Below are 15,387 nucleotides of genomic sequence, written 5' to 3'. Positions count from 1 at the left end.
AGCGCAGTTCGAGGTTTTAGTTCAAACTGCGCTCACGATTTAGCCTAATTGCTTGATTAATTCATTCGGATCGTTGGTTGGCAATTTACAAGCCCGCCGCACACAAACATAGGCCGTGGCCTGTTGGTTAAGCAAGGGTCGCTCAGCTAACAACGGAATCAGGCTTTGGGCCGCGTGATCATCAGGCTTGCAGGCCGCGACAACTTTGTTGGGCTGGTAATTGCGGTAGGTTGCTTGCAACAAAGCCTTGAACTGCGGATCAGCTGGATCGCCAATTAACGCAACCTCGCGTGGCTCGGCCAAGGCAAAATCGGCGGCAGCCAGCAAGCGCCCAAACGCACCAGGCAACTGAATCAACGCGCCGCTCAAATTAGACAACACAGTTCCAGCATATTGGCGATATTCATAGCGATCAAGCAGGGTTGCCAACCGCAGCAACACATCAACCGCCACCGAATTGCCTGCTGGCGTGGCGTTGTCGTAGAGGTCGCGAGGCCGCGTAATCAATTGTTCGTGATCGCTGGCTGTGTCGAAGAAGCTGCGTTGCTCTTCATCCCAGAAGCGCTCGGTCATACTTTCGGCCAATTCAATCGCCACCTGCAACCAGCGCAGATCAAAAGTTGCCTCATACAATGCAATCATGCCATCGGCGACACACGCATAATCTTCGAGGTAGCCTTTGAATTTAGCTTGGCCATCTTTGTAGGAGCGATACAGCTGGCCATCTTGATAGAGCTTGCTGGTGATAAATTCTGCATTGCGAATTGCCGCCGCGCGATATTCCTCGTTGTCGAGAACATTCGCCGCAAAGGCCAAACTACGCAACATCATGCCATTCCACGAAGCCAACATTTTCTCATCGCGGCCTGGGCGAATGCGGGTATTGCGCTGGGCCAAGAGCGTGGCACGAATCGCGGCGATGCGCTGAGCCAAATCTTCTTCGCTAATGCTCAGCTCTTTGGCAACCACGCTAGGCTCTTGCGGCACATACAAAATCGAATGGCCTTCGAAATTGCCTTCTGGCTGAATATTCCAATACAATTGGGCGAGCGCTGCATCTTCAGGGCTAAGCAATTGCTGAATCTCGGCCAAGCTCCAAACGTAGAACTTGCCTTCTTCGCCTTCGCTATCAGCATCTTCTGCTGCATAAAAACCGCCGTCAGGGCTGGTCATATCGCGCAAAATATAGCCGATGCTTTCCTCGGCTATGCGGCGATAGAACGGCTCGTGGGTAGCTTGGTAGGTTTCGAGATACAGCTGAGTGAGCAACGCATTGTCGTAGAGCATCTTCTCGAAGTGCGGTACCAACCACTGGGCATCGACCGAATAGCGGGCAAAACCGCCGCCAAGCTGATCGTACATGCCACCATTGGCCATCGCTTGCAAGGTTTGGGTCACTTGATTAAGTGCATCTTGATCCTCGCTGCGTAGCCAAGTGCGCAAGACCATGCCAAAAATCAAGGCTTGGGGAAATTTGGGCGCGCCGCCATAGCCACCAAAACGGCTATCGAATTGGCTCATTTGACGTTGAGCAGCAACATTCAACTGGCTTTTGCTGAGCTTAACTTTTTCGAGATCAAAGCTCAAAATATCTTGCAAATGCTCGCGCATCTGCTCGGCGCTATGAAACACCTCTTCGCGGCGGTCGCGATAGGCTTCGGCCACGCCATGCAAGACCTGTTGAAACGATGGCATATTGTGGCGTGGTTCTGGCGGGAAGTAGGTTCCGCCATAAAACGGCGCGCCATCGGGCGTTAAAAAGACCGTCATCGGCCAGCCGCCGTGGCGGGTCATGGCTTGCACAGCGGCCATATATAACGAATCAATATCAGGCCGCTCCTCGCGATCAACCTTGATATTGACAAACAATTCATTCATCACAGCGGCGGTTGCTGGGTCTTCAAACGATTCATGGGCCATCACATGGCACCAATGGCAGGCGCTATAACCCACGCTTAATAAAATTGGCTTATCATCTTGTTTGGCGCGTTGCAAGGCTTCTTCGCCCCACGCATACCAATCGACGGGGTTTTCGGCGTGTTGCAACAAGTAGGGGCTAGTTTCATGAATTAAACGATTTGCCATAACGGCTCCTTAACTAAGCTATACGTAGTATATAGCAGGTCTAGCGCCGAGGAGATTAATGGAATGCTAACTTTCGCTGCTGATTGGAACAAGCACAATGCTTATCATCATGAATTGGATGTAGCCCCTCACCCCCAGCCCCCTCTCCCGTGGCGCGGGCGAGGGGCTTTAAACCGATGGTTCTTTCGCAATTCATCGGTGGAAACACGGTTGCTCCCCCTCGCCCGCGCCACGGGAGAGGGGGCTGGGGGGTGAGGGAATAAGAATAATCCAACCTAAAGTCATGCCAATTGATGGAGCACCCTTATGAATGAACATGCCTTGCCTGACCCAATGCTGCTCACGTGGATGGGCAGTTATACCCACGCCGATTTAGAGCATGTGACCCGTGCGACCCAGCTTTTACACCATTTAGCGCCATTTCGCAGCCTAAGCGAGGCAGCGGTGATTGGGCGTTGGTTTACATGGCTTTTGATGCTTGAACATCACACATTAACGTACCTTGATTTGAATATTGAGCAAGCGCAGCGCTATTGGCGAGGATTACGGGCAGTAGCCGAAAACCGTTCGGCGGGCACATCAGTGCTTGGCCAAGCCTTAAGCGATTTTGTGGGCAATTTGCCGCGCTTACCAGCCTTCAGCAGCGGCGATTTGATGTTGGTGAGTGTGGCGATTGGGCATACGCTCGATGGTTTGGCCTGGCGCTACACTTGGCAAAGCCAGCAAAGCGAGCCAGCAGCTAGCTCGTTGTTAGATGCGATGGGGCGTTCGAGTGGCATCTATACAGCCTTGACCTTGTTGAGTGCCTTGCGCGGTTGGCGCTTATCCGAGGTGTTGATGCAGCATCCTGCGCGGCGCTGTATGAAAGTGGTCGAGGCGGTTGCAGGCAGTTTGCGCCTCCAACCAACCTCAGCATTACCAGATAATTTATGGCAAGCGCTTGAGCAAGCCTTTACGCCGCTGGATAAACAGTGGGCTGATTATCGCCAGACCAGCGGCTTGCTCTTGCAGCGCTATCAAACATGGCTCGCCAGCGAACAGGCTACTGACGACGTAAACGCTGAGTAAGCGTCTGATAGAAATGGGCTTGCGGATAGACATGGGCGAAGCGGCAAATTTCTTCTGCGCGCGTCACCTCAATCTGGTCCTCAGGCTCGATCGGAAACGACCACTGGCCATCAAGGCTAATAATCGTCGGATGATGACGGGCCAATGTCCATGTAATTTTGGTTGCTGGCGGCAACACCAGCGCTGGCAAACTGGTTAAGTGGCCAGCCACCGTCACCAACAACAACGAATCGGAACGCGGGTCGAGCACCGGCCCGCCTGCCGCTAAGGCATAGGCAGTCGAACCAGTTGCGGTTGAAACCAAGACCCCATCAGCCCGATAGCTGGTCAGTGGCATGTCGTCGATCGCAACCGAAACATGGACGACGCGCGCTACATCACGGCGCGAAAGCAACACCTCGTTTAAGGCCAAATCGTTGTAGATTTCTTGGCCTTGGCGCAAAACCCGTGCTCGTACCAATGTCCGCTGATCGTACCAACCGCCACCGTTGAGCAACACTTCAAGCCCTTCAAAAACTGATTCTTCGGTTACTTCGGCCATAAAGCTCAGGTGGCCCATCGCCACGCCCAAAATTGGCATATTGTGGGTGATACCTACTCGGGCTGCCCTTAACACTGTGCCATCGCCGCCCAACGCCAACAACAATTCGCAGGGTGCGACCAACTCTGGCTCATCGCGGGCACTTTGCGATGTGCCTAGCCACACACTTAACCCCCGTTCGCCTAACCAAGCCGCGATTCGTTCCCCTGCTTGGGCTGTTGCAGGCACAAGGGGATTGTATAAAACGCCAATCGTTTGCATAGCGCCTCCTGTGGTGGCCATTCTGCGCTGCATCATAACACACTCACTAGGCCGCTCGCTATTTGGCTTGTTGGCCCACCACCCATTTCACCGCATCAATCACAAGCTCTGGCTGATCAAGATGAATGTAATGGCCGCTGTGTTCAGCAATTTGCTGCTGGCTATTGCTCGAAAGTTGGGTCAATTCGCGTTGCAATTCATCCCAAACCTTTTCAAATTCCTCGGTCATTGCTGGCTCTGCCATACCACGGGTGAGCACAACCAATGGCAGGTCGTTAAGCGATTGCGGCGCTTGGGCCTGATTCAGATCCTGCTGCACTGCTTGCAACGCTGCTGCGAGCGATTCACAGGTAGCATTTTGATAGTAACTGGCGCTAATCGAGGCTTGATTTGCCGCTGGCAGCTTGGCATAGGTCGCTTGCGATTGGTCAAAAATCCCAAGTAGGCGAATAATGCCAAAGGGGGCAATCACATCACACACCTGCATTGCTTGACTCATCACAGTAAAGGGATCTTCAGCCAGCTTTGGTTGGCGTTGTTGCTGCTGCTCGTGCGATGAATCGACCAGCACCAAACCAGCCACATCGTCAGGGTAGCGCTGGGCATAGTCGCGGATATACAAGCCGCCAGCAGAATGGCCAACCAACACATATGGCCCTGCAAGCTTGGCTTGGTTGAGTAGCTCGTGCAAAGTTTGGGCAACCGAGCCACTATCGGCCTTGCCTGCGACCGCTTCGCTCCAACCCATGCCAACCCGATCATAGGCACAAACCCGATAGCTTTCGGCCAATGCAGATTGAACCAAGCCCCAAACATCGGCGTTATCGCCTAAACCTGCTTCGAGCACGATGGTTGGGCTGCCACTCCCCAAGCAAACGAGACGCATCGCATGGCCATTGACCATGATTTGCTGCTCGGCAGGCAAAAAGCGTTGGCGATCACGCTGGCTGGCCCAACGTTGGAAAAACCAGCCCCCAATCAGCAAACCAACAAGCAAGAGGCCAATCCAACGCATCCAGCGCCCAATCCGCCGTAACAGCGAACGTTTTGGTTGTGTATTCACAGGCTATTCCTTAAATCAAAAGTTATAGCCCAACTATAGCCAAGCCAGCGCTAAACCACAGGGTTAATCTGGATGAATGGCCCTCGTCAATTCGGGCGATGGCAACATCGATCTTGCGGACGCTTCCAATGAGCTTAGGCTTGGATTGGCGTGTGAGTTCCACGCTTAAACCAGATAGTTTGGCCATCACAGTGGGCATAATATCCTCGCCACAGAATAAAATCGCCTGGCTGACCATACACAACGTAGGTATACTGGCGCATATAGTCCTGCAGCTTGAGGGCAATCGAAGCCTGAGATCGATTGGTATCTGCTTGGCACAAGGCCCATTCGAGCGCAAACATGGAACTATAGCTGGCGTAGGCTGGTAAGCGCTGGAGCTGAAAATAGCGCCATGGAAAATCATCGCTGATAGGAATCAATTGCGCAATTGGCTGATGCTTGGCGCACAACCACCTTAATCCATTCGCTTCAATCCATCGAGTATAATTCATGCCAACCATATTTCAGTAAAGCTCCATATATCACAAGGGTTCAGTTGCATAGCGCACAACCTCAAGCACTTGCGCAGGATCGCAGCCATAGATGCCTGCTCCCCAGGCTGCGTTAAGTTTAACCACTGCCCAGCCGCGTCCTGCAATTACGCCAACGTCGATGACCACAGCACGCGGAAGTTCAACCAACTCATCGGCAAAAAGCCGCTGCAAAAAGTGCTCAAGCTCAGCATATTCCTCGGCAGTGCATGCAAAATCAGCTTCATCTTGGGGCGCAGCATAGCGCGCATAGAGCGAAGCAGTACGTAATTGACGATCAAGCACAAAGCAGCGAAATTCCTTCTCCCAAACCACCACTTCCGCTACCAACACTGGAAGATCAACCGCGCCAGTAGGCAGTTCGTCATTTGGCATATACACCTTGGCTGGAAAACGTTTATCGTTTGGCGGTTTTACAAAGGCTGGTAGCAGAGCCTGAGCAGCTTCCATGGTCGTTAATTGAATCTGGCGCTGGCGATACTGCATAGGAAGTTGTGGTAGCCAGTTATCTGGCGGTTCTGGGAGCTTCAGACCCAACGATTCTGCGATCGTGTGGGCAAATCCACCCTCTAGGTAGAGCACAACGGGAGCATTAATCGGCACTGGTGGCGGCTCTGTCCAATGAGTAAGCCGCTGAACATGCCAGCCACGTTGAATTGCCGCCCGCCACAAGGCCTGTGAATCTGGCGTATAGCGCGGTGAAAGCACAAGGGTTGAAAGCTGGTTAACCTCGTCCATCGTTGCAACCTCGGTTAATCAAAAAAACCCCTCATCAATAGCAGATGAGGGGCGGGAGTGAGCCAAACTAGCTGCCTAATTCGTCGTCGTCGTCGCCGTCGTCGTTATCAACGTCATCGAGGCTCATTTCATCGAGATCTTCTTCTTCTTCCTCGCCCATTTCGTCAACTTCATCGTCGTCATCGCCATCGAAATCGTAGCGCAACGAGTAATCACGAACGTATGGCCGGAACGAACCCATATCGCCGCTGAGCTTGCCAGGGAACGAAATTTTGGTGCGTTGCGATGGGTGTTGGAAGGTTTCGCGAATCACAATCCGCACTTGGCCATTTTCGATGTGGGCAATTGCTGCGGCATATTTATTGCCGCCATCGATCAATTCGGCCAAGCGTTGGGCCAATTTTGGCTCGATCCGCCCAATCAAAATGCCATCGCTGGTATATACATTCAGCAAGCGGCCTTCGTGGCGTAACTCGACGCTTTCGCCGCTGCCCAATTGGCTCACCAGCCCTGGGTTAGCAAGATTGGTCAGGGTTGTAATCCCAGTTTTGCCAGTTTCGCTTACAAACAAGCGCAAATCGACCAACTCGCGGCTGCGTTGGTTGGTTTTGCCTTCGCTGCTCAACAACGGCGTTAGCTTATCGATGTTACGGCGGGCAATGATATTGCTTGGAGCCAGCTTCAGAGTTTTTTGATAGGTTTCGAGTGCTTCGCTATAGCGATTTACTTCTTGCAAAGCTTTGCCTAAACGATTATAGGTTTCTGGATCTTCGGCCATTTCAATTGCTTTGCGGTTAAGTTCAATTGCCGATTCCCACTGATTATTAGCAGCCTCAGTAATCGCCTGATCAATTAAACGATTGCGAATACGCATCTTATCATCTTGCTTGGACACTGGTTTCCTCCAGATTTTAATCACACAGAACGGATGCAGCTCGCGCCGCATCCGCTTTAAACTAATCCGAAAACAGCTATTTGCTTAAATATCGAGTTTCAAGGCCGCAAGCAGGCCAAGAAAGCCAACGAAGTTGTTCATCGAGTGGGCTAAAACAGCGCTCCACAAGTTATTGGTGTAATGGTAGACAATGGCTAAGATGACCCCGCCCAAGAAAATAGGAATCAACAAGGCAATATAGCCCGTCGTCACGCCAAAAACGTGCGGTAGGGCGAACATCACTGCGCTCAACACCACGCCCCAAGTTACACCAAGCTTCTGGCGTAAGGCCCGAAAGGCGTAGCCGCGAAAAAAGACTTCCTCTAAAAATGGCCCGATAATCACCACAAACAGGCCAAAGAGGCCAATTTGCAAGTTGCTTGCATCGCGAAATGGGCCAATCATTTGATCTTGCTGATCAGGATTGCTGCCCAAAGCCGTGCCAATCAAGCCAGAGATAAAGTTGGTCACTAAAAAGCTGATGCCAGCCACAAACCCAAGCCCCAAGGCAAGGCCCAGTTTTTTGCTGTTTAGCCCAAACCATGCCAAAGGCAATTTGCGCAGCAAATTGACCCGCAAGATGCTTGCCATGGTAAAGCCTAAGCCCAAGGTTGGCGCATTCAGCAACATAAAAGTTGGGTCGGTCAGCAAGCCTTGAATCTCATCAATGCTGCTCAAACCTTTGGCCAGCATATAGCCAACCATAATTACCACTTGCAAAATAACCGCAATCAAAAAGCCAATAATCAAATCGGGCAGCACCCAATAGGCCATTGGCGTGCTGCTTTGGCCTTCTTCGGTTACGAGCACCTGCGGCACTTGATAGCCTTGATCGGCTGGATTGGCAGGATACCAACCAGCTTGCTGCATTTGCTGTTGCGGCAAGGTTTGCGGTGGAGCAATTGGTGGTTGCGCTACGCCGCCCAAGGCTTTTAATACTGCGTCGTTGCGTTCGCGCTGTTGGTCGTCGTTGCCGTAGCTCATACTGCACCCACTGCCAGCGCTTCGCCAACCAGATCACCGCCCAGCCACCATGGTCGGGTTTCGGTCACATGAATGTTGACCACTTTACCGTACCAATTGCCTTCGGCCTCAAAAAAGACCAATTTGTTGTTGCGATCGCGACCGCGCCATTTGCCTTTGGTAAATTCTTCGACCAACACTTCAACATCATGGCCCAAAAGCTCTTCGTTGCGCTCGGTAATAATCCGCTCTTGCAAACGCTCAAGCGCAATCCGCCGATATTGCTTTTCGCCATGTTCGACTGCCAAGGTTGGGTCAAGCTCCATCTCGCCAGCTTTGGTGCCAGGCCGCGAGGAATAGGCCGCAATATGCACTTTATCAAAGCGCAAATTTTCGACCATTTCCAGCGTGCGCTCAAACATCTCGCGGGTTTCGCCAGGATGGCCAACAATAATATCGGTGCTCAACGAGACATTCGGGATAATCTCGCGAATGCGTTCGATCAATTTGGTATATTTGGCCACGGTATAGCCGCGCTTCATCACCTTGAGCAGTTGATCATCGCCAGCCTGAATTGGCAAGTTGATGTCGGGCATCACTTTGGGCAAGCGAGCAATCGCGTGTAATAATTTTTCGCTCATAAAGGCTGGGTGCGAGGTCAAAAAGCGCAAACGCACCAAGCCCGGGGTATCGTGAATATATTCGAGCAAATCGGCAAGGTCGGGCCGCCCGGGCAAATCGTGGCCATATGAATCGACAATTTGGCCCAGCAAGGTAATTTCCTTGGCTCCACGGGCACAAATTCGGCGCACTTCATCGGCAATTTCTGCCATTGGGCGCGAGCGCTCTTTGCCACGGCGCAACGGAATCACACAATAGGCACACGACATATTGCAGCCATAATTAATTGGCACATGCACATTAACTGGCGGCACTTCCCAATCGGCGACTGGCAAGGCAGGTTCGTCAAGCTGGTAGATTGGGTTTGGCGCTAAGGCCAACACTTCGTCAACTGCCGATGGCGAGACAAAGTGATCAACCATTGGTAATTTTTTCTTGAAGATCGATTGATTATTTGGGCCGACCATACAGCCCCACAGCACAATTTTGGTATCAGGCCGCTCGCGCTTGATGCGTTGAATATCGGTAATTTTGCCGATAATCTTTTCTTCAGCATTGGCGCGCACTGAGCACGAATTTAATACAATAAAATCGGCATCTTCGGCTTGCTCAGCAGGAGTATAGCCTACCCCTTGCAGCGCCGATTCGAGACGCTCTGAATCAGAGACGTTCATTTGACAGCCAACTGTCCATACAAAATAGCGATTTCGTTCCATAACCCTATAGCCTTTACGTCGTTAATAGCAAAAGTCGCAGCATTATAGCCTAGGAATCAGGCCATCGCAACCGTCGCAAGCGAGATTTCAAGCCAATTGAGCCAAGTTTGTAGCCAAAAAAGCCTTGCTTGTATTGTGCCACGTTTTTCTGATTCGGCCCAAAATCAGATATTAACGAATGCTCAGAATTCCAATCCGATAGCGGCCATCATCCTGCTTGCCGTCAATCGCCAACTGGAGTGGCTGGACGTAACGATTAATTGCAGGCGCAACGATGCTCAATTCGTAGTCGCCTGCTGGCAACGAAAATTGGGCAAATTGTTGCGTATGCACAAAGGCTTGATTCGGCAACACCTGCCGCAAATCAAGGCTCGCTTCTGCTTGCCACACCAGCGTCTGAGCGTGATCGCGCACTTGCCATACCAACGGCCAGCGCTCATAAATTGGGGCAACGCCAGCGTTTTGCCACGTGCTTTCGATATGCAGTTGCTGATCGCGAACTGCTAGTTTGATGCTGCTTGGCGCATAGCGATAGCCAGCTAATTTGCCAGCCAGCCCAAAATTGTGAATATCAGCCTGCGTCCAATTACTTGCTTGTTCAGGGCAATTCACTGGATCACGCCAAAAATCCCATGGGCCTTCGCGGTAGGGCTGGGCAAAATTGCCATTGCTCACATACGAAATGTGATAGGAAATAACCTGAGTTTGGGCTGCCAAAAACTGGCCGCTATAATCGTGCTCGCCATATTCGCCGATCATCTCGCTAAAAATTGGCGCTACTTTCCAGCGCTCAGCCACCAACGGGCCAATTGCCATGCCATCAACTGTGATGTCACTTTGGATCAATTGATCGATATTGCGCATTTGCTCAGGCATGCCCAAAGCATCGCGGGTGATGCTCCAATAGGGCTGCTTGGTCATCGCATAGTAAAAAACTGGATTATTGCTGAGCGGAATTGAAATGAGAAAATGTTGGCTGAGCCGCGTGTGCCAGGCATCAACCAACCAACGAGCTGTAGTGTCACTCGCCCACATTCCATGGCTTTTATCAGCATTCCACGGCAAATAGCCCTCGCCATAGCGGCCATAACTGCGCATCTGCACGCCCAAAATCCGCTGATCGCCAGCAAATTCGGCCACAAACTCATCGAGCAAGGCTTCGAGCCGCGTCTGCACATAGTGATGATTGTAATTTGGATACCAATCGCCCTCAAAGCTTGCGCCAAATTCAGCCTGTTGAAGATATTCAGGCATAAACGGGCCATTGCTACTGGGGCCAGCACTTGCGCCCAAACCAAGCCAAACTCGCTGGCCTTGCACTTCAGCGTTATCCAACAATTGGTGGATCGGCTGCCAATTGTATTGATTTTCGCTTGGCTCAAGCGCCGCCCATGTCCAGCGATCATAGCGCTCGCGATTGGAAATTAAATTTGCTGGGCAGATCATGGTTTGGCCACGCCATTGATATAGCCCGCGCCCAGGATTGGCTAGCTCTGCCTGCTCAATTGGGATAATCGTTGGGGTGAATGTTTGCCAATCTGTATTAGGTTGAGGCCGCAGCACATACCAAACCACACCCAACCCAGCCATAACCAAAAGCCCAATGAGCACTTTAACTGTTCGCATTGCCCAATCCTCGCTAGCGATTACACGAAGGCTATGCGCTATAGGCTAGCGAGGATTAAGTAGGATGTCAAAAAAATAGCGCTGAGCAATGAGGGCTATAGGCTAGTTGTAATGGTTCATTAGGTTGGTAACCATGGTTCATTCCCTCACCCCCAGCCCCTCTCCCACTGTACGCGGGCGAGGGGAGCGCTGGTTTTTACCGACGCATTGTGCAAGAACCACCCCAGCCCCTCGCCCGTCCGACGGGCGAGGGGCTGGGGTGAGGGGATCAGGCGGTGGTTAGCCTGATGTACCAGTACAGCTATGGGCTATCGGAGATTTCTTGCAATGGCAACAATATGTCCTTATAGCCAATAGTTTAGGGCCAATAGCCACATCTACTTCGTGTTCTTCGTGGCCTTCGCGGTTACAGCCCTTCGTGCCCTTCGTGTTCCTTCGTGGATCAAAAAAGCTGCGTTCGATCGACCAGCAATCAAACGCAGCTTTAGCAAAATCAAGTTATTTCAGGCGATATTGCTCGTAGCGATGAGCAAATTGGCGTGGCACAGCACCCTTAAGCGTCGTGCCTTCCTCGCCAAATTCTTCGCTTTCGATCATGCCACGTTCGTGCCAAAGCGCCACAAGCTCGTTGGCTTTGTAGGGAATCATGACCTCGAATTTGACCATACGCTCCATCAGCATTTGCTCAATTGCTGCTTGCAAGCGATCAATTCCGATGTTTTGTTGGGCCGAAATCGCCACCCAGCGGTCGATTGGCAAGCCCAACTCGGTAATCATGCGCACAATTTCTGTGTCGCTCGGTACATCGATTTTATCGATTTTGTTGAACACCGTCAGAATCGGCTTGTCTTGGACTTTTAGCTCGCTGAGCGTATCCATGACGGTTTTGAATTGTTCTTCGACATTCGGATGGGTCAGATCCAAAACGTGCAACAACACATCGGCTTCAGCGATTTCTTCCAAGGTGGCGCGAAATGCTGCAACCAAGGCGGTTGGCAAGCGTTGAATAAAACCGACGGTATCGGTCATCAACACTGCGCGGCCACCGGGCAAGGCAACCTTGCGCGTGGTTGGGTCAAGGGTGGCAAACAACATATCGGCGGCCAGCACATCTGCTTGGGCCAAGCGATTGAGCAAGGTCGATTTGCCAGCGTTGGTATAGCCAACGACTGAAATGATCGGCAAGCCCGATTCTTGGCGATTTTGGCGATACAGCTCGCGGTGGCGATGGACATCAGCCAATTGCTCTTTTAACAGCGCAATTCGTTTGCCAATAATCCGTTGGTCGCTTTCGAGCTGGGTTTCACCAGGCCCGCGCAAACCAACCCCGACCCCCGAACCGCCGCCACCACCGCCAGATTGGCGCTCAAGGTGCGTCCAAGCGCGGCGCAAACGGGGCAGCAAATAATCGTATTGAGCCAGCTCAACCTGCAAACTACCTTCGCGGGTACGCGCATGTTGGGCAAAAATATCCAAAATCAAAGTGGTACGATCGATGACCTTTACCTTGATTGCTTCTTCGAGGTTACGAGCTTGCGAAGGCGAAAGCTCCTCGTCGAAAATCACCACATCATAGGGCGTTTCCGAACGCAAATCGGCCACTTCGCGCACTTTGCCTGGCCCGATATAGGTTTTGGGATTGGGATGATCAAGCTTTTGCGAAACTGTGCCAACCACTTCAAGGCCAGCAGTATCGGCCAACAAGGCCAATTCATCGAGTGAATCGTCGATGTGCCAAGCTTCGCGGTTATTATAAACATCGCCCCCGACTAATAGGGCGCGTTCCTTGGGTTTGGCGGTGACATGCATTTTTTCGCGAACGGTATTACTCATACAACTCCTTAACATTTTCTGCCCACAGCGTGATTAACTGCAAAAACGATAACATTGTTCTTTTACCATAACTTGATCATTTGGGTTCCGCCTTTCACCAAGGATGTGCTGTGGTTGCTCTTTGCTGATACTGTAGCATAATTTTGGCCATGGCTCATCCCTCGCACGACTGATTTTGCTATGCGATAATGGCATTAATTGTGTGACGCAAGGAGGCGTAGCGATGACTGAACAGATCCATTATCGAACCTGCCCACTCTGCGAGGCGATGTGTGGCTTGGCGATTACGGTGGCCGATGGCGCAGTTAAGCAGATTCGCGGCGATCAGGCTGATCCGCTCAGTCGCGGTCATATCTGCCCCAAAGGTAGCGCGCTGGGCGATATTCACCACGACCCTGATCGGTTGCGTCAGCCGTTGCAACGCCGCGCCGATGGCTGGCATACAATTGGTTGGGACGAAGCGTTTGACTATGCTGCTAGCCAATTAAAGCAGCTTCAGGAACGCTATGGCCCCGATAGCATCGCGATTTATCAAGGCAATCCTTCGGTGCACAATCTTGGCACGGCCTTGGGTGCTGGGGCCTTTGTGCGCAGCCTACGCACCAAAAATCGCTTCTCGGCCAGCTCAGTCGATCAATTGCCTCATCAATTGGTGGTTTATCATATGTATGGTCATCAACTGATGCTACCAATTCCCGACCTTGATCGAACCCAGTTTTTGCTCATGTTTGGGGCGAATCCGGCGGTTTCAAATGGCAGCATTATGAGCGCTCCCGACATCAAACGCCGTTTGAAGGCTATTCAGCAGCGCGGCGGCCAAATTGTGGTCTTCGATCCACGCCAAACTGAAACTGCGCAATTAGCCGATCAACATTATTTTATTCAGCCAGGCAGCGATGGCTTAGTGTTGGCGGCGCTGATTCACACGATTCTCAAAGAAGGTTGGGCTAATCCTGCGCGTTTAGCTGGTTTTACCCATGGCCTTGATGAACTGGAAAGCTTGTTCGAGCGGTTTAGCCCGGATGCGGTCGCTGCCATTTCAGGAGTCGCCGCTAGCACAATTCTGCAACTGGCCCACGATTTTGCCCACGCCAGCAGCGCTGTCTGCTATGGCCGAATTGGGGTTTCGGTGCAGAAGTTTGGCACCCTGAGCCAGTGGCTGATTCAGCTGCTCAACATCATCACTGGTAATCTGGATCGCGAAGGCGGCTCGATGTTTACCACGCCTGCCTTCGATACGTTGCCGCTTGGCAGCAAAGGCAATGTGGGCCGCTGGCATACTCGCGTGCGCAACTTGCCAGAATTTGCTGGCGAACTGCCCTCGGCAGCAATGGCCGAAGAAATTTTGACCCCGGGCGAAGGCCAAATTCGTGGCTTAATCACCTCGGCGGGCAACCCAGTGCTATCAACGCCTAACGGTCAGCAACTGGATCGGGCCTTGGCTGGGCTTGAGTTTATGCTCTCGATTGATTTTTATTTGAACGAAACCACTCGCCATGCGCACCTGATTTTGCCGCCCAGCTCGCCCTTGGAGCACGATCATTATGATGTGCTGTTTCATAATTTGGCGATTCGCAACACCGCCAAATACAGTCCTGCCCTGTTTGAAATCGATGAGCATGCGCGCCACGATTGGCAAATTTTTGGCGAATTGACCCAACGCATGAGCGAAAAAGAGAGCCGCATCTTTCCACCAAAAGCGATGCTTGAGCGTGGATTGCGCTCAGGGCCATATGCAATTCAGCTCAGCGAGTTGGCTCAGCAACCGCATGGCATCGACCTTGGGCCATTGCAACCACGGCTCCCAGAGCGCTTATTTACCGACGATAAACAGATTCAGCTGATTCCGCCAGTGCTTGCCAATGATTTGGAGCGCTTGGCTGATTTGTTGCAGCAAGCGCCAAGCAAGCAACTGCGTTTGATTAGTCGGCGGCAACTGCGCAGCAACAATTCATGGATGCACAATAGCCAACGCTTGGTCAAGGGCGATGATCGTTGTACCTTGCAAATGCATCCAGACGATGCAGCGCAACGCCACTTGCAGCATGGTCAAACCGTTAAAATCAGCTCGCACGTTGGCAGCATCGAAGCAGGCTTAGAAATTAATCAAGCCATGATGCCTGGTGTGGTCAGCTTGCCGCATGGTTGGGGCCATCGCTACCCCGATACGAAATTGCAGATCGCCCAAGCCCACCCTGGCAGCAGCATCAACGACCTAACCGATGATCAAGCGATCGATCCCATCAGTGGCAACGCTGCATTAAACGGCATCGTTGTCGAGGTTGAGGCCAGCGCGTAAGGCTAACGAAACCACGAAGAGCACGATGGACGAAACCACGAAGAGCACGAAGAACACGAAGCTTGATCCCAACAAAACTTCGCGTTCTTCGCGGTTAAATTTCATC

12 protein-coding genes are annotated in these 15,387 nt (G+C 52.0%); 2 read left to right on the top strand and 10 right to left on the bottom strand.

Annotation, left to right across the window (positions count from 1 at the left end):
* Nucleotides 1-39: 39 nt before the first annotated feature.
* Nucleotides 40-2,085 carry a thioredoxin domain-containing protein gene (locus ACFMKP_RS04350; RefSeq protein ID WP_382289393.1) on the bottom strand — a complete coding sequence of 682 codons (2,046 nt, stop codon included), beginning with the start codon at nt 2,083-2,085 and terminating at the stop codon, nt 40-42.
* 306 nt (nt 2,086-2,391) lie between these two features.
* Here ACFMKP_RS04350 and ACFMKP_RS04345 point away from each other — a divergent pair, with 306 nt between their 5' ends.
* Nucleotides 2,392-3,153, top strand: a complete 762-nt coding sequence (locus tag ACFMKP_RS04345) for a hypothetical protein (protein ID WP_382289391.1) — start codon at nt 2,392-2,394, stop codon at nt 3,151-3,153.
* Here ACFMKP_RS04345 and ACFMKP_RS04340 read toward each other — a convergent pair.
* The 9 genes from ACFMKP_RS04340 to hflX all read right to left on the bottom strand — a co-directional run bounded on the left by ACFMKP_RS04340 (nt 3,128) and on the right by hflX (nt 12,982).
* The gene (locus ACFMKP_RS04340) at nt 3,128-3,955 is read right to left on the bottom strand and encodes an NAD(+)/NADH kinase (protein WP_382289389.1); all 828 of its coding nucleotides are present in this window, start codon (nt 3,953-3,955) and stop codon (nt 3,128-3,130) included. The genes ACFMKP_RS04345 and ACFMKP_RS04340 overlap by 26 nt on opposite strands.
* Nucleotides 3,956-4,013: 58 nt before the next feature.
* A complete protein-coding gene (locus ACFMKP_RS04335; protein ID WP_382289387.1) occupies nt 4,014-5,018 on the bottom strand; it encodes an alpha/beta fold hydrolase in 1,005 nt (334 codons plus the stop codon).
* 134 nt (nt 5,019-5,152) lie between these two features.
* Nucleotides 5,153-5,512 (bottom strand): hypothetical protein, encoded by a 360-nt coding sequence (locus ACFMKP_RS04330; RefSeq protein ID WP_382289385.1) that lies wholly within the window; start codon nt 5,510-5,512, stop codon nt 5,153-5,155.
* Between the two features lie 30 nt (nt 5,513-5,542).
* The gene (locus tag ACFMKP_RS04325) at nt 5,543-6,289 is read right to left on the bottom strand and encodes an ATP-grasp domain-containing protein (RefSeq protein ID WP_382289383.1); all 747 of its coding nucleotides are present in this window, start codon (nt 6,287-6,289) and stop codon (nt 5,543-5,545) included.
* 67 nt (nt 6,290-6,356) lie between these two features.
* Nucleotides 6,357-7,184: a tetratricopeptide repeat protein gene (locus ACFMKP_RS04320; RefSeq protein WP_382289381.1), complete on the bottom strand. Its 828-nt coding sequence runs from the start codon at nt 7,182-7,184 to the stop codon at nt 6,357-6,359.
* An 84-nt stretch (nt 7,185-7,268) separates the two neighbouring features.
* Entirely contained in the window at nt 7,269-8,207 is a 939-nt protein-coding gene (locus tag ACFMKP_RS04315; protein WP_382289379.1) for a CPBP family intramembrane glutamic endopeptidase, read from the bottom strand.
* Nucleotides 8,204-9,523, bottom strand: a complete 1,320-nt coding sequence (locus ACFMKP_RS04310; RefSeq protein ID WP_382289377.1) for a MiaB/RimO family radical SAM methylthiotransferase — start codon at nt 9,521-9,523, stop codon at nt 8,204-8,206. Before ACFMKP_RS04310 ends, ACFMKP_RS04315 begins: the two co-directional genes overlap by 4 nt.
* A 171-nt stretch (nt 9,524-9,694) precedes the next feature.
* A complete protein-coding gene (locus tag ACFMKP_RS04305) occupies nt 9,695-11,149 on the bottom strand; it encodes a DUF4832 domain-containing protein (protein WP_382289375.1) in 1,455 nt (484 codons plus the stop codon).
* Nucleotides 11,150-11,647: 498 nt separating this feature from the next.
* Nucleotides 11,648-12,982, bottom strand: a complete 1,335-nt coding sequence (gene hflX / locus ACFMKP_RS04300) for a GTPase HflX (protein ID WP_382289373.1) — start codon at nt 12,980-12,982, stop codon at nt 11,648-11,650.
* 223 nt (nt 12,983-13,205) lie between these two features.
* Between hflX and ACFMKP_RS04295 the strand changes: the two genes are divergently transcribed.
* Complete coding sequence (locus tag ACFMKP_RS04295; protein WP_382289371.1) at nt 13,206-15,281, top strand: molybdopterin oxidoreductase family protein; 2,076 nt, start codon at nt 13,206-13,208, stop codon at nt 15,279-15,281.
* Nucleotides 15,282-15,387 lie beyond the last annotated feature (106 nt).

Source organism: Herpetosiphon sp. NSE202 (genome assembly GCF_042688385.1).
Lineage (GTDB): Bacteria > Chloroflexota > Chloroflexia > Chloroflexales > Herpetosiphonaceae > Herpetosiphon.
This window is presented reverse-complemented; position numbering and strand designations above follow the sequence as displayed.

Bases quoted from the DNA above. Each gene is read 5' to 3' on its own strand.
- ACFMKP_RS04325 (WP_382289383.1), bottom strand. From the start codon at position 6,289: ATGGACGAGGTTAACCAGCTTTCAACCCTTGTGCTTTCACCGCGCTAT.
- ACFMKP_RS04350 (WP_382289393.1), bottom strand. From the start codon at position 2,085: ATGGCAAATCGTTTAATTCATGAAACTAGCCCCTACTTGTTGCAACAC.
- ACFMKP_RS04330 (WP_382289385.1), bottom strand. From the start codon at position 5,512: ATGAATTATACTCGATGGATTGAAGCGAATGGATTAAGGTGGTTGTGC.
- ACFMKP_RS04310 (WP_382289377.1), bottom strand. From the start codon at position 9,523: ATGGAACGAAATCGCTATTTTGTATGGACAGTTGGCTGTCAAATGAAC.
- ACFMKP_RS04315 (WP_382289379.1), bottom strand. From the start codon at position 8,207: ATGAGCTACGGCAACGACGACCAACAGCGCGAACGCAACGACGCAGTA.
- ACFMKP_RS04295 (WP_382289371.1), top strand. From the start codon at position 13,206: ATGACTGAACAGATCCATTATCGAACCTGCCCACTCTGCGAGGCGATG.
- ACFMKP_RS04340 (WP_382289389.1), bottom strand. From the start codon at position 3,955: ATGCAAACGATTGGCGTTTTATACAATCCCCTTGTGCCTGCAACAGCC.
- ACFMKP_RS04305 (WP_382289375.1), bottom strand. From the start codon at position 11,149: ATGCGAACAGTTAAAGTGCTCATTGGGCTTTTGGTTATGGCTGGGTTG.
- ACFMKP_RS04345 (WP_382289391.1), top strand. From the start codon at position 2,392: ATGAATGAACATGCCTTGCCTGACCCAATGCTGCTCACGTGGATGGGC.
- hflX (WP_382289373.1), bottom strand. From the start codon at position 12,982: ATGAGTAATACCGTTCGCGAAAAAATGCATGTCACCGCCAAACCCAAG.